At 33.9% G+C, this 21357-nt stretch carries 15 protein-coding genes; 9 read left to right on the forward strand and 6 right to left on the reverse strand.

Annotated features, from left to right (window positions below; genetic code table 11):
• Nucleotides 1-18: 18 nt before the first annotated feature.
• The 3 genes from BLV84_RS09045 to BLV84_RS09055 form a co-directional block, all read right to left on the reverse strand.
• Nucleotides 19-2007 (reverse strand): TonB-dependent receptor plug domain-containing protein, encoded by a 1989-nt coding sequence (locus BLV84_RS09045; protein ID WP_093244372.1) that lies wholly within the window; start codon nt 2005-2007, stop codon nt 19-21.
• A gap of 4 nt (nt 2008-2011) precedes the next feature.
• Nucleotides 2012-2938, reverse strand: a complete 927-nt coding sequence (locus BLV84_RS09050; protein ID WP_093244350.1) for a hypothetical protein — start codon at nt 2936-2938, stop codon at nt 2012-2014.
• Nucleotides 2939-3131: 193 nt separating this feature from the next.
• Nucleotides 3132-3503 carry a hypothetical protein gene (locus tag BLV84_RS09055; protein ID WP_234953125.1) on the reverse strand — a complete coding sequence of 124 codons (372 nt, stop codon included), beginning with the start codon at nt 3501-3503 and terminating at the stop codon, nt 3132-3134.
• Between the two features lie 227 nt (nt 3504-3730).
• On the opposite strand from BLV84_RS09055, the gene BLV84_RS09060 reads away from it, so the two are divergent.
• From BLV84_RS09060 to BLV84_RS09085, 6 genes are all read left to right on the forward strand, one after another.
• Nucleotides 3731-3868 carry a T9SS type A sorting domain-containing protein gene (locus BLV84_RS09060; RefSeq protein ID WP_093244351.1) on the forward strand — a complete coding sequence of 46 codons (138 nt, stop codon included), beginning with the start codon at nt 3731-3733 and terminating at the stop codon, nt 3866-3868.
• Between the two features lie 110 nt (nt 3869-3978).
• Entirely contained in the window at nt 3979-4881 is a 903-nt protein-coding gene (locus BLV84_RS09065; protein ID WP_093244352.1) for a LysR family transcriptional regulator, read from the forward strand.
• A gap of 120 nt (nt 4882-5001) precedes the next feature.
• Nucleotides 5002-7185: an FG-GAP-like repeat-containing protein gene (locus tag BLV84_RS09070; protein WP_093244353.1), complete on the forward strand. Its 2184-nt coding sequence runs from the start codon at nt 5002-5004 to the stop codon at nt 7183-7185.
• A gap of 352 nt (nt 7186-7537) precedes the next feature.
• A complete protein-coding gene (locus BLV84_RS09075) occupies nt 7538-11278 on the forward strand; it encodes a fibronectin type III domain-containing protein (RefSeq protein WP_093244354.1) in 3741 nt (1246 codons plus the stop codon).
• Between the two features lie 98 nt (nt 11279-11376).
• Nucleotides 11377-11514 carry a hypothetical protein gene (locus tag BLV84_RS12515; RefSeq protein WP_159429411.1) on the forward strand — a complete coding sequence of 46 codons (138 nt, stop codon included), beginning with the start codon at nt 11377-11379 and terminating at the stop codon, nt 11512-11514.
• A gap of 205 nt (nt 11515-11719) precedes the next feature.
• Entirely contained in the window at nt 11720-13801 is a 2082-nt protein-coding gene (locus BLV84_RS09085; protein ID WP_093244356.1) for a T9SS type A sorting domain-containing protein, read from the forward strand.
• Nucleotides 13802-13804: 3 nt separating this feature from the next.
• Here BLV84_RS09085 and BLV84_RS09090 read toward each other — a convergent pair whose 3' ends face one another.
• Genes BLV84_RS09090 through BLV84_RS09100 form a run of 3 tightly spaced genes read right to left on the reverse strand, consistent with a single transcriptional unit; the run spans nt 13805 to nt 17529 of the window.
• Complete coding sequence (locus tag BLV84_RS09090) at nt 13805-14830, reverse strand: ABC transporter ATP-binding protein (protein WP_200796269.1); 1026 nt, start codon at nt 14828-14830, stop codon at nt 13805-13807.
• 1 nt (nt 14831) lies between these two features.
• Nucleotides 14832-16493 (reverse strand): ABC transporter permease, encoded by a 1662-nt coding sequence (locus tag BLV84_RS09095; RefSeq protein ID WP_093244358.1) that lies wholly within the window; start codon nt 16491-16493, stop codon nt 14832-14834.
• A complete protein-coding gene (locus BLV84_RS09100; protein WP_093244359.1) occupies nt 16474-17529 on the reverse strand; it encodes a Fe(3+) ABC transporter substrate-binding protein in 1056 nt (351 codons plus the stop codon). The genes BLV84_RS09095 and BLV84_RS09100 overlap by 20 nt, the downstream gene beginning before the upstream one ends.
• 237 nt (nt 17530-17766) lie before the next feature.
• Between BLV84_RS09100 and BLV84_RS09105 the strand changes: the two genes are divergently transcribed.
• The 3 genes from BLV84_RS09105 to BLV84_RS09115 all read left to right on the forward strand — a co-directional run bounded on the left by BLV84_RS09105 (nt 17767) and on the right by BLV84_RS09115 (nt 21255).
• The gene (locus tag BLV84_RS09105) at nt 17767-18318 is read left to right on the forward strand and encodes a hypothetical protein (RefSeq protein WP_093244360.1); all 552 of its coding nucleotides are present in this window, start codon (nt 17767-17769) and stop codon (nt 18316-18318) included.
• Nucleotides 18305-18586: a winged helix-turn-helix domain-containing protein gene (locus BLV84_RS09110; protein ID WP_093244361.1), complete on the forward strand. Its 282-nt coding sequence runs from the start codon at nt 18305-18307 to the stop codon at nt 18584-18586. Before BLV84_RS09105 ends, BLV84_RS09110 begins: the two co-directional genes overlap by 14 nt.
• Nucleotides 18587-18843: 257 nt before the next feature.
• Complete coding sequence (locus tag BLV84_RS09115; protein ID WP_093244362.1) at nt 18844-21255, forward strand: TonB-dependent receptor; 2412 nt, start codon at nt 18844-18846, stop codon at nt 21253-21255.
• Nucleotides 21256-21357 lie beyond the last annotated feature (102 nt).

Here is a 21357-nt window from a genome sequence, read left to right on the forward strand (position 1 = left end):
ATATTATTATTTTTATAGTTAAAGATTAAATTTTAATGAAGTGAAAATATTGCGTCCCATTCTTGGGATGTTTCCCCAATCGGCATAAGTGCTATAATATTCGTTTAACACATTTTCAGCCCCTAGTTGAAGAACTGTTTTTTTATTTTTTATATAAAAGGTATAATCTACAGAGAGGTTCCAAATGGTATAAGAGGGGGTTTGATCTTCTCCGTACTCTGGACTGTAGTTAATTTGTTCTATATCGCCATTTACTGAAGTCTGGAATCCAAATCTTTCGTAGTTATAATTTAACGATGTTTGGTAACTTAATGGACGAATAAACGGTAAATTTTTCTCGTTTTCATCTTTTCCTCGTGCATAAGTTAACGATCCTTTCCAGTGTAAATCATCAAAAAGCGTGTAACTTGTATTGAGTGAAAAGTTAAACAGGGTTGAGTGATCTAGAGAGGTGTAGCCCTTAACACCAACCGATTGGTAGTTCATTGGGCTTCCCATACTTAAAACCCTACCAATGATGTAGTTTTTAATATAGAAGTAATTCACTTTGGCTTGAACACTAGCTTTTTCATTTTTAAAACCTGCGCTTGCATGGCCTTCATAGGAGATTTCGTTTTTTAGATTTGGATTTCCTATATAATCATAACGGTCAAAACTGTTGTAAATATAGTAGCCGTAACCTTCAGAAACCGAAGGAGCTCTGTGGCCGTAGCCTGTACCGATTGAGAAGTTAAAATTGTTTATATCAAGCTGGTAACTCGTGTTTAAACTTGGTAGAATTCGTGTTTTTTCTTGAGGAGTTCCCGGATGAAAAATCCAATTGAACTCCACATATTTTGAATGGTTATAGTTTATTGTCAAAGAACCACCAAAGTTTAACTGGCTTCTTTCTGAAAGCTCCCAAGTGTTATTCATCGATATTCCAGCAACAGTGGTTGTTACTGATGGCCAGCTGTAAGCAAACATAGTTCTTTCGCTTCTATCTTGTGGGTACATACGCATTTCTGCAATGGATAGATTGTTATAGGCATTCAACTGTATTTCTGAAAAAAACCGCTCGTTTTTTAAAGTAGCTTTAGACACCAAACCGTAGGTTGTACTCCAACCTGGCATATCCATATGAACCAGGTTTTCAGGACGGGTGGTGTCGTCCATATAGTGCTCAATAGCATTGAAATAGACTTTTGTATCCCAAACTTTGAAGAGACCTTCTTCAAATAATTGTTTGTAGGAAGCCGAGGTAATTAGAGCTCTTGATAGCCATAAATCCATTGGGAGAGCAGGAAAACCAACATCATTTGCTTGATCAAAAATGGCTTCTACTCTAACTGATGATAGCGTGCTTGTTTTGTAAGCCAATCCTATCGAAGTGTTGAATTTATTATATTGTGAGTGGTTTACTTCCTTGTTATTCCCATCAGAATAATTACCCGCTTCTCGAAATGAAATACTAGCGTCTGCTACAAATTTATCACTTGAGTAGGAAACATTTCCTAGATTGAAAAATTGTTTGTTATTTAATTCAAACCCTGTTTGATAAGATCCACTCCATTTTTTATAAAGATTAAACGGAGTACTTTTTCTTTTTAAATCAATGCTTCCAGCAACTGTAGCCCCATGCAAACTACCCTCTTGTCCAGATTTTATATCAATTTCGGAAATATTATTGGTCTCTATGTATGAAGTAACTGGATCCATTTTGTCAGTACAAGCTCCAAAAATATGCATCCCATCAATGGTAATTGTTGAGCGTTCGGTGCTCATATTGTTGAGTAGTGGTTCCCAAGCGTAGGCTCCACGTTTAATAAAGCTAATGTCTTCAGAAGATGCTAGAAACTCATCAACTGAAACTGCCATCTTCATTTCGGTTTCAATCTTTTTCTTGATAGCAGCAGTTATTACTACTTCCTCTAATTCTACTGATTTTGTACTGTCCTTTTCTGCCTTTGTGTTTTGTCCATTTGCACATATTCCCCAAAAAAGCAATAGTGTTATAATATATTTCATAGCATCAGAATAAAGTATCAATATAAAGTTCGCTTTTTACTCCTTCTATTCCTGGTGTAAAATCTGTTGGAACCTCAGTTCCTTTAATGACTTGATCATTCTCATTCAGAAAAATGAAATTCAAGGTCCAATTTCCAGTCATGGTATAGTTTACTACCCCGTGATACAGACCGTCGTTTAGTTGTATTAAATCCTGATTGTTTGGAGAAGAATGATTTCCCATAGAAGGCTCAGGCATTCTTGGATCCAACAACAGTTTGTGATTCTTCACTTTAGAAAATAAAAACTGAGAAGGATCAGGGAAGTCTCCTGCAGGATTGGTGGGCTGAATGTATTTATAAACTCCTGCCACTAAATTATTTTCTGAAACATTTGGTTTTTGAGGAGCTATTAATGCGATAAAGTACATTTCATCATCATTTCCAATAAATGATGCCATATTTAAGTTTTTATTTGTTTGTTCTAGAACTGAAATATTTTGATTAACCGTATAGGTTTGGTCATTGTCTGTAAAACTAATGTACAGCTCCCAGCTTCCTATATCCCCACTCTTATTAGTAAAAACAGCATAACCTGAATAATAGTTCTCGTCTGTATTGTAAACCAATTCATAGCTGTGCGGACAGGATGAATTGTTGCCTGAAGCATCGGTTAATATGGGTAAAAAGGTGACTTCTGAGTTATTTATATGCTCATTGGTTTGTGTATTGGTAATCTCCAATCTAATTTCGTTGTACCCTTTATGTAAAGATCCATTTAAAGCCTCAATTGTAATTATATATTGATTACTAGTAAATGAAGTTGCCTCTTCAAAATCGTAGTAATCAGTGACTTCAGTAGCTATCTCAGCTTCGTAATCTGTTTCTTCAAGTGTACAGGATACTGTAATCACAAATAAGATTGTAATTGCAAAAAGAATATGAAATTTCATTTAAAATGAATTTTAATATTGAATTAAAACATGTAAAAGATCAACAGATAAACTACACACTGTTTTTGAGTCATTAAAAACCGTGTAGTTGTATGTTATTGTTCCTGGTGATGAAGTGCAGTATTGGTTTTAGTCTTTGAAACAAATTAGCGAGCATTAGGGTAGCTGTCAGACTAAAAAACACCTTTAGATACTATTTTATTGGAGGGCGAAATATAGAATCTGTATTCAGATAGGAATAGGATAAATTGCCGTTGCTAGTAAGTGTTTTTAATTTAGCGGTATATAATAAAGGAGGCTGAAAGTAAAAATTCTTTTCTATTTCTTCATAGAATACAAGATTAGACTCTGCTGAAATGTGTTTCTTTTCTTTATCACTTTCAGACTCCGAAGCTTTGGCTAACTCTTTTTTTAAATAACACTTTCCATTACATTCTAGTTTTGGCTCATCCTTATTTTCACACAGCTCATTTTTTATATAATCATAGAAAGCCGCATATTCCATAAGTGGTACTATAGGCTTAAAAAGTATGACCAAAGATAATATGAGTGTTGTTGTTTTCACGATGCAAAGGTCGTGTTTTTTTTATAGTAACCATATTCATGATTGTTTGTTTAAATTATTGGATTGAATATTTAAATAGAGGAGTTTGCAAATAGCAAAGAACCATTATCCGTAATTATAGAATACCTCTGATTGAAATTGATTTTTCAATTATGGATAAGTATTTAGTAGAAAAAGTTAATTGAGTTTTACTGGAACTTTTAAAGAAAAACAACATCACTATCAGTATGACTGAAGAAAATCATTGTTATGAAAGCACAACTGCTGAAACTTTAAATGTTGATCAACTTTCAGGAGGCGCATACATTCTTGAAATCACGACAAATGAAAATAAATCATTCACAGAAAAATTTATTAAAAAATAATTTTTCTTTAGAAACTAATGAATGCCTTGAGAAGAAATTGTCAAGGCATTTTTAATTCAAAAATTAAACTTATATTTGTGATTATTTAGATTAACTCTAAATAAGTAACATTGAATATCAATCAATTAAAATATATTTTAGCGATAAAAGATCAACAGCATATTACTCGTGCTGCTGATAAATGCTGTGTTGCACAACCTACATTAAGTCGTGAGTTACAAAAACTTGAAAAAGAGTTAGATATCATGATCTTTGATAGATCTAGATCTCCAATAGTTCCTACTGCAAAAGGGGAAAAGGTCTTAATAATAGCAAAAGAAATTTTACACAAAATAAAGGAATTGGAAAATTGTGCTAAAGATGAAAATGACATATACCATCATACTTTTAATTTAGGTGTTTGGACGTGTTTAGCTCCTTATTTTTTGCCGTTTTTTCTTAAATTATTTGCTGATAAATACCCAAATATTAGGTTCAATATTTTTGAGCTTAATTTAATTCAACTTCAAAAAAAATTACATAACAATAGTTTAGATGCCTGTATAACGTATAGTTTTAAAGATCAATCAGGTTATTATGAATCAAAATTATATGACGAAACTTTTTTTGCTTACACGAGTTTAAAAGGAAATACTTGCCAACTGGAAAGAAAAGATGTAAATTTTTTTCACTTTCATAAACTTATTTTACAATATGATTTTGAATCAATTTTAAAAGAGATTAATTACAATGGTTTTGAAACTCACAAAGACTTCAGCATTGATTTGTCATACCAAAATGGATCTATAGAAACCATACGTAAAATTATTCAAATTAATGGAGGCACGACTATTTTACCTTCAGTAATTATAAATAAACATGATAAAAACTACATTAATCACTTAATGATTAATCAGCAACTCAAAGTCACTCTTCCAATAAAACTTGTTAGTCCACGTTTTTTTGAAAAAAAAGAACTTTTACTTTTAATTAAAAAGGAACTTAAAAACTCGTTCAGATTTTCTGTAAACTAAGTTTGCCAATATCCAATATTTATTCATTGTTTTTGGCTATGTAAACCATGTTATATGGCTATAAATTAATTTAAAATTAATCCGTAGTTTTGAGTAAGTCTAAATAAAAATAATATTATAATGGAAAAAATTACACTGTTAGCAACATTAATGTTCACATCAATAATGACTGCTCAGTTCTTTGAAGACTTTTCAACACATGAAGGAGTCGCTAATGGAACATCATTTTGGATAGGTCAGGATGAGATGCAATATCAAAATTTAATTACCGTAGGTTTTGATATCAATTATAATTATCTATCGAAACTTTATGAGTATCAAGATGGTCAATTTCAGGAAGTAGCGCATCAAATTAAGGCTTTAGGCCACGCCTCTGCTGATGTGTTAGATGCTAATCAAGATGGTTTAATGGACTTTGTTCTGACAGGAACTGATGAGAATGCAAGCTATACTTATTTATACACTAAACAGGCTGATGGGAGTTTTCAAGAAAACTTATTACCAATTCAAGGAGTAGAAACAGGTAATCTAAAAGTTGGAGATGTAAATCAGGATGGAATTGATGATTTTGTTATTAGCGGAATGACTGATAATTCCGATTTTATAACAGTACTTTATTATGGTGACGGAAACGGAGGATTTACAGAATCTGATTTCAGTTTTTTTGGTAATACTTATGGTGATATAGTTTTTTTCGATGCGAATAATGACGGTTTTACAGATATTTTAATCTCAGGCTACAGCAATAATTATGTTCCAGAAACTAAACTCTATCTTAATAACGGGAATGATAATTTTACAGAAAAAACAGATTCAGGTTTAGCAAATGTATATTTTGCAGGCTTAAGCACAGGTGATTTTGATAACGACGGATATTTAGATGTCTTAATATCAGGTATGAATGAAGATTATGAGGTTTTTACCGCTGTTTATAAAAATGATGGTACTGCTGTTTATACAAAACAAGATGATATAGAGTTGCAACAAGTTTATTTTGGGACCGCAGATTTTGTAGATTTTAACAATGATGGGCAACTTGATATCTTTTTGACAGGAACTGATTCAAATAACGAGTTATATGCTAAGCTTTACCAAAACAACAACAATAACTACTCTACTAATCTACATCTTAGTAACGTTTTTAAAGATACTTATATTAGTCGAGTGAGGTGGTCTGATTTTGATAACGACGGTGATATGGATGTTGTAGTTAATGGTCTTGATACTAATATGAATGTATTTACAACAATCTATAAAAATAATTTTGCAGATAACTTTTGCACTCCAACTTTTGAAAATAGTGCTTTAGGGCAGGCTATTACCCAAGTATCTTTTGAAAATATCAATAACAATTCATCAGCAGATAGTGAGTTAATTTATGAGGACTTTACATCTCAATCAACTCCATTACAAAAATCTGCAACCTATACAATTTCAGTATCTGGAGTTTCAAATGATTATCCTAGTGATATAATGATGTTTATTGATTATAATCAAAATAATTCATTTGATGACCTAGATGAAAGCTATTATTTAGGAAGAATTGATCCTACAGATTTAACATCTACTAATATATTATCAACTGAGGTGACTATTCCTGAAAATGCTATCACAGGCAGTACAAAATTAAGAGTTATTAAAGCAACTAACACCGAAGCTTTAAATAACCCAAATGCACCCAATGTTATCACATCCGCCTGTAATAGTACCTTATTAGCAGGTCAAACAGAAGATTATACTGTTATTATAAGGAATAGCCCTAATTGTCCTTTACCGTCAAATCTCGAAGCAGAACAATTATCTATTGGAGAAATTTTTGTTAGCTGGACTGCCCCAGATGATATTAACTTCACAAATTACTATTGGTCTGTAGTGGTTGAAGGAAATCAACCTTTAGACAATAACATTATAAAGCAAGGAGTTTTATTAAATGACATCAATAGCTTGATAATTAATGATTTATATCCAGATAGATATGACTTTTACATCATTACTAATTGTAGCTCAGATATAAATGATTCAGCTATGCTAACTTTTGAAGTAGAGACTTTATCAAACAAGGATTTTTTAAAACTTTCTGATATAAATATTTATCCAAATCCGGTTGAAAATAAATTAAATATACAAGGTTTAGAATCTTTAGAACTTGAGCGTTTATCAGTTTATAACATGATGGGCCAGCAATTGCTTGAGAGCGCATCTGCTGAAACTTTAAATGTTGATCAACTTTCAGGAGGCGCATACATTCTTGAAATCACAACAAAAGAAAATAAATCATACACAGAAAAATTTATTAAAAAATAATTTTTCTTTTATTTAGAAATGAACAAATGCCTTGAGAAGAAATTTTCAAGGCATTTTTAATTTAATATGATCAATTTTTGGTAAAGGTTTTTACGATATTTTTGTTAAAAATATAAACAATAATATTTTTTGTTAATTAATTTAATTTGTATAATAATGCTTATTTTAATGTTGATTCCAAGTATATTTTTATATTTTCTAATAAATATTTACTTTTATTTATTTATAGATGTATTTAATGTTATTAATATTTAGTTGAATAAATTTTTTATATTTAGATAATTTTAATACTTTTAACGTTCTTTTGACAATAAAAATTATGTCAGTTTTATTAATTTAAAATTTATCTATTATGAAAAAATTTACGTTTTTATGCATTGCATCTTTGATAACGACAATTATGTGGTCACAGGTGTATGTAGACGAGGACTTCTCTGGAGGAGCTCTTCCTTCCGGATGGGCCAATAATGACCTTCAGGGCAACGGCCAAACCTGGGAATTTGACAATCCTGGAGGCAGGACTGGAAATATGCCCATTAATGCACCATTTGCCATCATTGACTCCGATAATTACGGTAGTGGTGGGATTCAAGATGCAGCACTGGAAACCATAGCCTTTGATGTTTCTGCCGCTTCTGCAGTTCAATTGGATTTTGATTATTATTACAGAACATGTTGCGGTAGTACGATTGCTGTTGAGGTTTTTGACGGTACTTCTTGGGTGGAGGTTTATGGGATAGAAGAGCCAAGCTCAGCCGATCCCGCTCATATGACTTTAGACATTACCGCAGCACTCAATGGTGCTGCTAACGCTCAAGTTCGCTTTCATTATGTTGGAGATTGGGATTATTATTGGATGATTGATAATGTTACAATTCAAAATGTAACATGTCTACAGCCTACCGCTTTAACAGAAGATGCAGTGACAACAACCACGGCAGACGTTTCTTGGACAGCTGGCGAAACTGAAACAGCCTGGAATGTATCTTGGGGTGCTCCTGGCTATACACCAGACACTGATGATTTAGGAACTGATATTGCAAATACTACTTCATTCCAGATAACTAACTTAACAGCTAATACTAATTATGAATTTTATATTCAGGCTGACTGTGGTAATGGAGATGAAAGTGATTGGACTGGGCCAGTTGGCTTTATGACAGATTGTGTTGAAGAAACGACACCTTGGACAGATGATGTAGAAGGGCAAACAGGTACAGATAGAAATGCAGCTGTTGATGGATGCTGGACAGCAAATCCAACTAGTGAATTTGCATGGAACGTTTCCGACAGTAATACCTTATCTGGTAGCACTGGACCTAATGCAGCACATAGTGGTTCTAAATTTTTCTTTACTGAATCTTCTAATGGTTCAACAAGTGATATTGCTGAATTGATCTCGCCACTTATTGACGTTAGTTCTCTAACAACTCCAACGTTGAGTTTTTACTACCACATGTATGGGGCTTCAATGGGAGATATGAATATTTACGTTTTTGACGGAACAAATTGGAACCTAGAAGGAACAATATCTGGGCAACAACAAACCTCAGGTTCAGCTCCTTGGGAAGAAATGTCCATCGTACTTTCAGGTTATAGTGGAGTCATTCAAATAAAATTTGAAGGAGTAAAAGGCACCAGCTTTACGGGCGATATGGCAATTGATGATATTTCGGTAATTGAAATGCCAACCTGTCTAAAGCCAACTGCTTTGGCAGTTGATGCTGTAACTACAACTACTGCCGATGTTTCTTGGACAGCAGGTGATACCGAAACTGCTTGGAATATTTCTTGGGGAGCATCTGGATACACGCCAGGAACTGATGATCTTGGTACTGATGTTGTCAATAATACACCAACTTATCAAATTTCTGCTTTAATGGAAGGTACTTCTTTCGAAGCATACGTTCAGGCAAGTTGTGGTGGTAACGACTTAAGTAATTGGGTTGGACCACTTGAATTTTTCACAACTGAGGCAAATAATGATTGTAATGGCGCTATCGCTTTAACATGTGGTCAGACTGTAACAGGCTCTACTGAATATGCTACTGCTTCTGGATTGTCTACTCAATGTGGTAGTTTTTCGTCGAGTGATGCACGCGACTTATTTTACACATTTGAAGCTGATGGATCTAGTGATTACTTGATTAGTCTTAATCAATTAGCTGGGACTTCTGGATTTGACGGCGTACTTTTTGTTTACTCAGATGTTTGTGGAAATCTGACTGAGCTTAATTGCTCTGATACAGGAAATCCAGAACAAATTGAACTTAACGCTCCAGCAGTGGGAACATACACTGTTAGGGTATTTGATTACTCTGGTACAGGTGAATTTACTATAGGTGTTGAATGTATCGCCCCTGGCTTTGTATATACAGGCGGTGTTTGGACTCCAAGCGATCCGAACACCAATGCAACAGCTACCGATGATATTACCGTTATGGATGGTGTAACTAGTTTTACTTCAAACATTGAGGTTAATGATGTTACCGTAATGAGTGGTGCTACATTAAATGTTGGTTCTGTTTTAACGATAAATGGGGATATTACCAATGATGGTGATCTTGTGTTTATAAGTACTGCAAACGGAAATGGAGAGTTGGCTTCAGTGCCTGTGACATCTACGATTACAGGACAAGTTACAGTTCAGAGAAGTATGAGTGCTAAGAGGTCTTATAGAATGGTAAGTAGTGCAGTAACAACCACAACTTCTATTCACGATAACTGGCAAGAAGGAGCTACGAGTAATACGGATAATCCAAACCCAGGTTTCGGTACACATATTACGGGTAGTACAACGGACCAAATGAACGGATTTGATGGGACATTAACAGGAAATACTTCAATGTTTATGATTAATGCAAGTACACAAGCTTTTGAAGCAATTGGAGATACAGACGTCAATGTATTAACAGCAGGAGAAGGCTATTTAATGTATGTTCGAGGATCGAGAGCAGTTGATTTAACAGCAGACCCAGTTTCACAAGCTGACGAAACTGTGTTAAGAGCGACAGGTAGTTTGTTTACAGGGACAAACACTCAAAACTTTGCTACTACAAATGCAGGTGAATTTGTAATGTTTGGTAACCCGTACCAAAGTACTGTTGACTTAAATGCAGTTATAGCAGATTCTCAAAACCTAAACGGGAATTTTGCATATTATTATGATCCTAATTTAGGAACTTACGGAGGTTATGTAACTGTAACACTTCCAGCAGGAACTAATGCATCAAACTCACAAGCGAATGAGTATTTACAACCAGGTCAAGCAGTTCAATTAGCGACAGCTAGTAATGGACTTACTTCAATTGTTTTTAATGAAAGCTCTAAAGCACCTGGAAATTTAAATTCGACTTTCAGTAATGGGAGTTTAAATGCAGACCAAATTATTATAGGTCAATTATTTACTGCAGAAAATCATGCAAATAATGAGTCATTACATGATAGTTTCCAATTATTATTTAATTCAAGTTATAGTAATGAGTTGAATAATAATGATGCCGTCAAGCCATTTAACTTTACTGAGAATATTGGTATAGGATCAGTTGAGTCGGCTTATAGTGTTGAGCGAAGAGCATTGCCAGAAGTTGGCGAGGAGATTTCTTTATTTGTTAATAATTACGCGCATGAAAATTATATGTTGCGATTAGAGGTTAACGAATTGGAAGGTGTAAAAGTTTACTTGAATGATAATTACACAGAAGAATCAGTTCTTTTAGAATCAGGAGAGAATTTATATGGCTTTAGTGTCAATGAATTATCTCTAGAAAGTATATCTTCGAATAGATTTAGTTTAAGCTTTGAGCGAGTGACATTAGGATTAGATCAGCCAGAGGCAGACTTTGGAATAGAGATATATCCTAATCCAACAGAGATAGGAGATGCATTTTACATCACAACAGGAGATTTTAAAGGAAAAGATGTAGAAGTGAGAATGATCGATATGTATGGGAAAACTGTTTACAATACTAAGTTATCCCTTGACGATACAAGAGTGAAAATACAACCACAGGCTGTTTTAAGTAGCGGAGTATATATGGTTAGTATAATCAATAAAGACAAGAAAGTTGAGAAGCGACTCATCATCATGTAATAATTATAAAATCTTTAAAAATGAAAAAGAATAAAAATCAAAACATTGTAAAAGGCATATTATTGGTAGTGTTTATATTGCTTATTGTGGCACCAAGTATGGCGCAAATACCATTACCAGGAGGTGGCGAGGAAGGTCCTGGTGATACACCAGCACCGATAGATGGATTAATTGGAGTTGCTATAGCAGTAGGAGCTGTAGCAGGAGTACGACGATTAAGAAAGAAGGAGAATTAATTTATTAAATTAACAAGACAAGTTTAAAATAAAATAACAAGTCTTATAAAAAAGAAGCCGAGTTGTGATAATATCATAACTCGGTTTTTTTGTTTTCAATAAAACCATTTCTCTTAGTGGATTTTAATCCTAATAAACAAAAGCCATGAATGATTCTTAAAAAAAATGTAATTTTATAACCTAAAAATCATTTGATCAATACATTATGAAAAATAAATATTTTCACAATAAATCTATTTTACTTTTAGTTTTTACATTATTAAGCTCACAATTATTTGCCCAAGAGTGGATTTTGAGAACCCCACTAAAAAGTATCTCTAAAATCACGACTTTAGAAGTCACTGATAATAATTCAATTTATGCTCTGGATGCAAGTCCGACACTTGATTATTTGTACGCAAGTTCTGATTTAGGTGCAATCTATCAACGTTATCAATTTCCAGATGCTAGAAATATGCAGATGATCGCTAACAATTCTGGATTCGTTTTATCGTCTTATGATCTTTATTTTACGAATGACAATTTTCAGACAATTACTTCACAAGATTTACCTGGCGTCGCTTTTAATACTCTGTTCTTCTTAGATGAAAATCAGGGATTTATTACTGGTGATAATGGTGTTATTTTTCATACTGACGATGCAGGCGAAAATTGGACAGAACAAACAACACCAACAACAGAAAATTTAAAAAGCATTTATTTTATCGATGATCTCACGGGTTTTGCTGTTGGTGAAGATATTAGCTTCCTAAAAACAATTGATGGTGGAACAACTTGGACAGAAATCATTTTAAATATTGATTCTTACTGGAATTTTGAAAAAATCTATTTTTTCTCAGAAACAAAAGGCGTTATTGTTGGCTCAAACGGATACATTTTTTACACACATGATGCTGGTGAGACGTGGACACAAGCCACCACAACGACAAATAGAATCATCTACGATGTCACTCAAGCGCATAACGGTAACTTAATTGCTGTAGGTCAATCAGGTAGAGTGCTCACTTCAGATGATGATGGTTTAACTTGGACAACTGAAATTATTGGTTCAGACGACTTATATACAGTTTCGGCTTCTACAAATTTAACTTACATCGGTACAGAAGCTGAAATACTTGAATCTTCAGATTTGAACACATGGGCTTCTCACCTTAAAGGCGTCACAATGAGTGATCTCAATCAAGTGTCATTTGCAGATCTAGATCGAGGTTTGGTTGTTGGGAAAGGACAAAACGGAAGTGCAGTTTTTCGCGATGTCATGTTTAGAACATCTGATGGCGGGCAGAATTGGGAAAAGAAAAACGTTTCTGGTGGATACAGCACTGTTCAAATGAGAGCTAACGGTCAGGCCATTACCTCACGTGGTAATATCAGTTATGTTGGCTTATCACAAGATTTTGGCGAAACCTGGGCAACAGTTCCTGGGCCAACTATCACGCAGCAATTTGTCGCGAAGACTTCATGGATTTCATCGATGAGTGATTTTTTCGTAGGAGGTGGAAACTTCTTCTCAAGTGACGGCCTTTATCACTATCAAAACAGTAGTGGGTGGACACATATTGCTGAAGTTGGAAATGTAACACAACTTAAATTTACAGAAGATAATCAAACAGGTTTTTTGATCAATTCTGTAAATCAAATTTTTAAATCAGTTGATGCTGGCGACACTTGGACGGAATTAACTTTCTCAGCGCCATCTTACGGACAAATAGAGATTATTGATGACAATACCGTTTACATCGGTGACTATGTCACTTTTGATGGCGGTCAGAATTTTGAACTTCATGGTTTTGAAGGTTATATTTTGGCTTACCGTTTTTTTGATGCCAACACAGCTTTAGGCGTGACAAATTTAGGTCAGGTTTACAAAACAATAGATGCAGGCATGAACTGGACAGAAGTCAGTAGTGCTATTATTGAAGACTCTAACTGTTGTAACCTTTTCCATATTTTAGAAGATAAAATTATTGCGACGAGTTTTAGATCAGATATTTATACTTTAGATATTGGAAATGTATTACAAACTAGGTCTTATGAAGAAGACTTAGTCCCAATTTTAATTTATCCAAATCCAACAAAAGGAAAACTTCATTTTGATTGGCATAAAAATATTAATGCATTGCAGTTGACAATTTATAGCAGCCAAGGGCAATTAATAAAAAAACATCAACTGAAGAATGAGAAACAAAAATCAATAGATGTTTCTAAACTTTCACAAGGTATTTATTTTGTTCACCTGAAAACAAATGAAGGCAAAACTTATATTAAGAAGTTGATTAAGGAGTGATGATTAATTTTCCTCACTAAACTCTAAAATATCATTAGAATTAAAACCGATGTAGATGGAATCTGCGATGTTGGAGTCTTGCGTCATCACGGTGAGTTGCTCACCAGATTCTAGTTTTAATAAAAGCTGAATCGAATCGCCAAGTACCACTTTTTTAATCACATCTGCTTTGGTGATGTGGTCACATTCATCGATGCTTTTAGGATCAGTGCCATCATGAGTAGGGAAAACTTTAAATTTTTCATTCCTGATTGCGTGACAGCAATTTTCATTTAAAGGACATTTAAAAGCCGTTTGCAAGTTCTTATTGATCTGTACAGTATTGCCAAACAGTGAAGCCACGTATAAAGTGTTGGGCTTGACATATAAATTTGCAGCCGCATCTTTTTGTATGACTTTTCCGTTTTGGAGAATCATGATTTCATCAGCTACCGAAAGTGCATCTTGCGTATCATGTGTAACGAATAAAACGGTCACACCAGTTTTTTTGATGATATCGAAAACTTCATTTCTAAGTTGCATGCGAAGCATTGCATCCAGATTACTAAAAGGTTCATCCAAAATTAACAAAGAAGGTTCAGGTGCCAAAGCTCTTGCCAAGGCAACGCGTTGTTGTTGTCCGCCTGAGAGTTGATGCGGATAGCGTTTGCCTAAATCACTTAAGCCAACCAAGTCGAGCATTTCTTGCGCTCTTTTCTTCTTGTTTTTAAGTTTTGAAATTCCGTATAAAATGTTTTCTTCAATAGTCAGATGCGGAAAAAGTGCATATTCCTGAAACACTAATCCGATTTTTCGTTTTTCCGGCTGAACAAATTTTTTATCAGAAGCAATCACTTTTCCATTTAGCGAAATACTGCCTTCATCTGGTCTTTCCAAGCCAGCAATCAAACGTACTAAAGTTGTTTTTCCGCTACCGCTTTCGCCCACAATGGCACACACGTCTCCAGCTTTCAGATCAATTGTGACATCATCCAAAGCAAAATTTTTGCCTTTATCGTAACTTTTTGAAAGTGATTGTATTGTTAGCATTTTATTTATTGATCAGTAATTTATTAAGAAATATAACAGGAATCATCGCCGTAAAGATAATGAAAAGTGATGGTATTGAGGCTTCCATAACCATTTCGTCGCTTGCATATTCAAAGGCTTTAACAGCTAAAGTGTCTACATGATAAGGCTTGAGAATTAACGTGAGAGGTAATTCTTTCATCACATCTATAAAAACCAAAATCACAGCACTGAAAACGCCCGTTTTAATTAAAGGAAATTCAATTTTCCTAAAAGTTTTGAGATGTCCAACACCTAAAACCTTTGATGAGTCAGGAATGCTTTCGCTCACTTTTAAAGCCGTGGAATCTATGGGATGATAAGCCACAGCTAAGAATCTCACAGCATAAGCATAAAATAAAGCGATCAGCGTTCCATTGATAATCAGTCCAGAGTCAATACCGAATTGACCCAAAATTTGAATTAGCCATTTGTCAAAGGCTATAGTCGGTAACATAATGCCAATTGCGATAACTGCACCAGGAATGGCATAACCTAAAACACCCACCTTAGCGACATTTTTTATAAAATTTAATGCGCTCCATTTTGAAAAATAAATCAATAAAAGTGCAAAGAAAACTGTGATAATTGCTGATGAAATGGCAATACCAAAGCTTTGCAGTGATAGCATGATAAATGCTGTGTCAAAAACTGTTGAAGCTGTGATTGTCGCCCAATAGATGAGTTGAGCAACAGGTAAAATAAAGCCAAGCAAAACAGGTAGCATGACCACAGAAAATATCAACCATTTTTGACTGCCCTTTGTTTCTTTACGTTCGAGTTGTGTGTTGTTTGTTTTTACTGAATTAAATTTCATTTTCCTGACTTGCCACTTTTCAAAAAGAATTAAAGCAAGGATAATCACCACTAAAATTGCTGATAAATAAACCGCTGTCTGAGGTTCTTCTAATGAAAACCACGACCTGAATATACCAGTTGTAAACGTATTGACGCCATAATATTTAGCAGCACCATAATCGTTGAGGACTTCCATTAATACCAAAACTAAGCCAGCAACAACAGCAGGTCGGGCAAGAGGAAGCATGAGTTTAAAGAAACTTTTGGCTTCACCTACACCTAGCATTTTCGAGGCTTCAAGAAGGTTGTTGGCTTGATTCAGGAAGAAAGCTCTCGCACTAACGTAAACATAAGGAAATAGCGAAATGCTTAATACGAAGGCGAGTCCAGCTTTGTTCATCACATCAATGCGAATAAAGTCAAGATTAAAGTACCTTAAAATAAGGTTTAAACTTCCACCGTAATCAAATATACCAGCATAAGCATAACCGACAATGTAGGAGGGAATTGCTAAAGGAAGAATAAGAAGCCACTCCATTTGTTTGCGTAAAGGAAACTCAAAGCGTGAAACAAACCATGCGGAGGAAACACCAAAAATGAGAACCAATAGACTACAAAAAACAATCAGATATAAAGAGTTGAGTATATACTCGGGTAATAAATATTCAGTAATATGATTCCAAGATTCACCAGGTCCAGCAAAAAGCTCAACACCGATAAAAAGAATAGGTAATGCCAAGAAAAGAACAATGGCCAGCGTAAAAACTGACCATTTGTTTGTATCTCGTACAAGTCTATTCAACCTTGTGATCAAGGAGGATTTTTTATTATTTCCAGCCTGCTTCATCAAAAAGTAAAACTGCTTTTTTATTATTTTCTCCGAGTTTTGTCAATTCTAAATTATCTTCTTTAAAATCGCCCCATGCTTTGATGTCTGCCGTTGGCTCAACACTTTCAATCACTGGGTATTCGTAGTTTAGGTTAGTGAATTCTTTTTGTGCTTTTTCACTTACTAAAAATTCAATAAATTTAATTGCATTTTCTTTATTTGGCGCATATTTAGTAACACCAGCACCACTCACATTCACATGCGTTCCTCTGCCATCTTGATTTGGGAAAAACAAACCAATTTTTTTGGCAGTTTCAACTTCTTCGCTGTCAGGAGAGTTGAGCATTTTACCGATGTAGTAAGAGTTAACAATTGCTAAATCACCTTCGCCAGCGACAACAGCTTTCACTTGGTCTCTATCAGAGCCTTTAGGAGCGCGTGCCATATTATTTACAATACCTTTTGCCCATTCTTTAGCTTCTTCTTCGCCATCATTAGCAATAATTGATGCCATCAGGGATTGGTTGTAGATGTTTGAAGAAGATCTGATTAAGATCTTGTTTTTCCATTTTTCTGCTGTCAAATCTTCATAAGTTGATAGATCTTCAGGTTTAACTCTATCTTTCGCATAAGCGATTATTCTCGCTCTTTTAGTGAAGCCAAACCATTGGTTATCCGTGTCTTGAAGGTGTGAAGGTATTGTCTTTTCTAGCACATCAGATTCAATGCTTTGTAATAAATCTTGTTCTTTAGCACGGTGTAAACGGCCAGCATCAACAGTGATAATCACATCAGCGGGAGATTGTTTGCCTTCCATTTTCATTTTTTGGATGAGTTCATCGGCACTGGCATTAACAACCTTAACTTTAATGTTTGTTTCATCTTCAAACATTTTAATGATACTTTGGTCAGGTTTGTAATGACGATGCGTATAAAGTGTCATGACTTCTTCATCTTGAGACTTTTCGTTTGTCGATGATTTTTTTTGCTGGTTATCGTTTTTACAAGCAGTAAAGATTGAAATCGCAATAATAGCTAAAAATATTTTTTTCATGATTATTAATTTTTTGAAAAAGCAAATGTATTAATTTAGAATAGATTTAAATAGTGAATATAGAAATAAGCCGTTTATTTTAACATTTATTAAGAAATAAAAACTTGAACATTCTGTTTATCAGGTGTTTATGGTTTTTTGAATTTAATAAAGCTGAAATGAATAAGATTCTTTTATCTTTAATTAAATTTGGTTTATATTATAAACTAGTTTATTTTTGATTAAAATTATTAGAATATGGAAACAACTAAAAGCATAAAAATTATTGAAGAAATGATGAGAGAAAGCCGAAAATCGCTTCATCGATATTCAGTTTATTTCATTATTTGGGGTGCAGTGATGGGTATTGCTGGTTTAGTAGAATTTTTTTTGATAGGCCTTATTGACACAGCTTGGATTGTTTGGCCAATTGCAGGTGGTATAGGAGGGGCTTTGGTAGCTCTATCTCAAAGAAAAAATGATTTTCGGGTTGAAACTGTATTTGATCGTATAATGAAGTATGTTTGGATTTCTTTTGGTATATGTTTATTATTTGTCATTATTTATAGTGTCAAATCTTTAATGCCACCTCATGCCTTAATATTACTTTTAGCCGCAAATGCAACTTTTATTAGTGCTGCAATTACCAAAAATAAAGCCCTTTTCGTTGGCGGAATTATTCTTGTTGTGACAGCAATTATCAGCGGTTTTTTTATTGAAGGTAAATGGGTGAGCCTTGTTTATGCTATAGGAATGATGGGTGGCTATTTCATACCAGGTTTATATACGAAAAAAAATGAAAAAGCTTAATCCTTTATTACATCAGGAACTAAGACTAAGTATAATTAGTTTTTTAGCAAATGTGGAATGGGTAGAATTTAATAAATTACTAGAAGCCACTTCTGCTTCAAAAGGTAATCTAAGTGTGCAACTTAAAAAGTTAGAGACTGCTGATTATATTGAAATTGAAAAATCTTTTAAAGATAATTACCCTTTAACGCGATGCAGAATGACAGAGCTTGGGCGAGATGAACTTGAGTCTTACATTCAAACTTTAAAGTCAATGTTAGATATTTAATCAAAATGAATATTAGTATCCTATGATTTCAAATTTTAACATTATTTAATTTATTTCATAAAAATTTGGTTTTTGATGATGATTTTATCATCCATCACCATTTACTTGATTGATTTAATAATGAAATATGCTAGTTAATAATTGTTGAGGCTATTTAAAAAGTTGATGCGCATCTTTTTTATTTTCTTATTTATAATTGTTCTATATTAAAATTATACATTTGCATTTATTTAGATTTATTACAAATAAAAGACTAAATGAAGCAAGTTATTTTCAGTTTATTCTTATCGCTCAGTGTAACGTTTGTTGCATTTGCTCAGCAATCTTCAAAATCACTTTCTGGAGAAGTTGTCTACAAAAATGGTGACCCAGTTATTTCTGCTTTTGTTTATATAAAGGAAGGTAGTAAGCATGCTTACACAGATGAAAAAGGTCAGTTTACAATTACTGACTTGAAGTCTAAAGCCTATGAAGTCATCGTTCAGCCTTTCGGTAAAAGTGAAATTCGTTTAAAAACGGATTTGACAAATACTTCTGACTTCTTAAAAATTCAATTAGAAGAAGATGAAACTTTTGAACTTGATAATGTGATTATTGAAAGTAAATCTAAAGGGCGTTTAACCAAAGAAAAAGGCTACAGCGTTGAGGTGATCACAACTAAAGATTTGGCGCTTCAAAGTTTAGGCTCGAATGAAATATTAGACCGGTCAGCAGGTGTGAAAATCAGACAATCTGCTGGTTTAGGTTCATCTGTCAATTATAACCTTAATGGATTATCTGGAAATTCTGTCCGTGTTTTTATTGATGGCATCCCGATCCGTAATTACGGTCGTGCTTTTTCATTAAGCAGTATTCCGCCTTCTATGATTGAGCGAATTGAAGTTTATAAAGGTGTTTTGCCAGGTGAATTAACTGAAGATGCTTTGGGTGGAGGAATCAATGTTGTTCTGAAAAAAGAAAAGAAAACCAACCTAACAGCTTCCTATACTTTCGGTTCTTTCAACACGCATCAGGCAGATATTAATGGAAACTTCTACCATGAAAAAACAGGAATAAATACACAGCTTTCAGCTTTTTACACATATACAGATAACAATTATGAGGTTTATGGCGACAATGTTTATGTTGTTAATCCGCAAACTGGAAAAGTAAAATATGTCAAAGCTGAGCGTTTTCATGATGCTTATGAATCAAAAGGCGTTAAAGCTGATATTGGTGTGAGAGATAAATCTTGGGCTGATGAATTAACACTGGGTTTATTGATCTCCGATATGGATAATGACATTCAAACAGGCGCAACAATGGATGTGGTTTACGGTAACCGTCGCAGTGAACGCGACACGAAAATGGCAAGTTTAAAGTATAAAAAATCGGATATTCTACTTGACGGTCTAGATTTTAATACATTTTCTTCTTTCTCTCAAACCAATCGTAAAGTGATTGATACAATTCCTTATATGTATAATTGGTTGGGTGAAATTATCCGTGACGCTGACGGAAATCCGATTAACTGGAGAAATTCTGGTGGTGAAGGTGGTCAAGCTACTTTAGCAAATAACAAAGAAAAGAACTTTGCAAATAGAACTGGTTTGGCTTATGAATTTATTGAGAATCATAGCCTTAAAGGGAATTTCTTTTATAACAGATTTACGCGTGATATTGATGACCCGATGCTGCCAAAAGCTGAAAACGAGCTATTGGATACACGCTTTTTAAGTAAGCAAATTTATAGTTTAAGCTATGACGCTTCTTTCTTTGATGAAAAGTTCAGCACCTCTTTATTTTTCAAATACTATAAACAAAAAGTCGAGTTAACTGATATTCAGAAAGATAGAAATGACAATATTATTGCAACTAAATATGATAAATCAATCTCAAATGAAGGCTATGGTTTAGCGCTTTCTTATGAAGTTCATCCTAAAGTTTTATTGATGTCTTCAGCTGAAAAAGCAATCAGAATGCCAGGTGTGACTGAGTTGCTAGGAAACACAAGTCAGAATGTTTTACCGACTTATACTTTAGATCCTGAAAAAAGCACGAATGTTAATTTAGGTGCTTCTTTTGGTCCTTTTATTTATAAAAAACACAGTTTAAAAGCAGATGTCAATTTCTTTTTAAGAGATATCAGTGACATGATTGTGCGTGGTGTGAGTAGCAAAATCGATGATAAATATGGTTTTGAAAATTTAGGAAAAGTCAGAAGTACTGGTTTTGATTTGGAGTTAAATTACAATTACAACCGCCGCTTAAAAATCATTACTAATTTTTCAAATTTCAACGCACGTTACAATTTGAAGTATGATGAATTTGGATCAGAATATATTTATTACAAGGACAGATTAAGAAATGCACCTTACTTAACGCTCAATGCGTATGCGGAGTATAAATTTCCAAATATTCTTAAAAAAGGAAACGACTTAAGTTTTAACTACAACTTTTCGTACACACATGAGTTTTTTAGAAACTGGGAAAGCTTAGCCAGTAGCGGAAAAGCAATCATCCCAACGCAAGCTGTCCACAGTCTTGGTATCAATTATAGCTTAATGGAAAACAAATTAAACTTAGGCTTAAGCGCCAAAAATATTACAGATGAGCAAGTCTTTGACAACTGGGCTTTACAAAAACCAGGACGCTCATTTTACATGAAACTCACTTATCAAATTTTATAAATCAAACTTTAGTACACGACAAAAATTGTTTAACTATTTGATTTTTAACAAAGTAAAGTAAATTTTAATCTTCTTTATATTGCATAAAATACTGGAATTCAG

The organism is Psychroflexus halocasei, assembly GCF_900107595.1.
Classification (GTDB): domain Bacteria; phylum Bacteroidota; class Bacteroidia; order Flavobacteriales; family Flavobacteriaceae; genus Psychroflexus; species Psychroflexus halocasei.

What these genes read in the sequence shown, in the direction of transcription:
- BLV84_RS09045 (WP_093244372.1), bottom strand. Translation starts at nt 2,007, where the DNA reads ATGAAATATATTATAACACTATTGCTTTTTTGGGGAATATGTGCAAAT.
- BLV84_RS09050 (WP_093244350.1), bottom strand. Translation starts at nt 2,938, where the DNA reads ATGAAATTTCATATTCTTTTTGCAATTACAATCTTATTTGTGATTACA.
- BLV84_RS09060 (WP_093244351.1), top strand. Translation starts at nt 3,731, where the DNA reads ATGACTGAAGAAAATCATTGTTATGAAAGCACAACTGCTGAAACTTTA.
- BLV84_RS09070 (WP_093244353.1), top strand. Translation starts at nt 5,002, where the DNA reads ATGGAAAAAATTACACTGTTAGCAACATTAATGTTCACATCAATAATG.
- BLV84_RS09075 (WP_093244354.1), top strand. Translation starts at nt 7,538, where the DNA reads ATGAAAAAATTTACGTTTTTATGCATTGCATCTTTGATAACGACAATT.
- BLV84_RS12515 (WP_159429411.1), top strand. Translation starts at nt 11,377, where the DNA reads ATGGCGCAAATACCATTACCAGGAGGTGGCGAGGAAGGTCCTGGTGAT.
- BLV84_RS09085 (WP_093244356.1), top strand. Translation starts at nt 11,720, where the DNA reads ATGAAAAATAAATATTTTCACAATAAATCTATTTTACTTTTAGTTTTT.
- BLV84_RS09090 (WP_200796269.1), bottom strand. Translation starts at nt 14,830, where the DNA reads ATGCTAACAATACAATCACTTTCAAAAAGTTACGATAAAGGCAAAAAT.
- BLV84_RS09095 (WP_093244358.1), bottom strand. Translation starts at nt 16,493, where the DNA reads ATGAAGCAGGCTGGAAATAATAAAAAATCCTCCTTGATCACAAGGTTG.
- BLV84_RS09100 (WP_093244359.1), bottom strand. Translation starts at nt 17,529, where the DNA reads ATGAAAAAAATATTTTTAGCTATTATTGCGATTTCAATCTTTACTGCT.
- BLV84_RS09105 (WP_093244360.1), top strand. Translation starts at nt 17,767, where the DNA reads ATGGAAACAACTAAAAGCATAAAAATTATTGAAGAAATGATGAGAGAA.
- BLV84_RS09110 (WP_093244361.1), top strand. Translation starts at nt 18,305, where the DNA reads ATGAAAAAGCTTAATCCTTTATTACATCAGGAACTAAGACTAAGTATA.
- BLV84_RS09115 (WP_093244362.1), top strand. Translation starts at nt 18,844, where the DNA reads ATGAAGCAAGTTATTTTCAGTTTATTCTTATCGCTCAGTGTAACGTTT.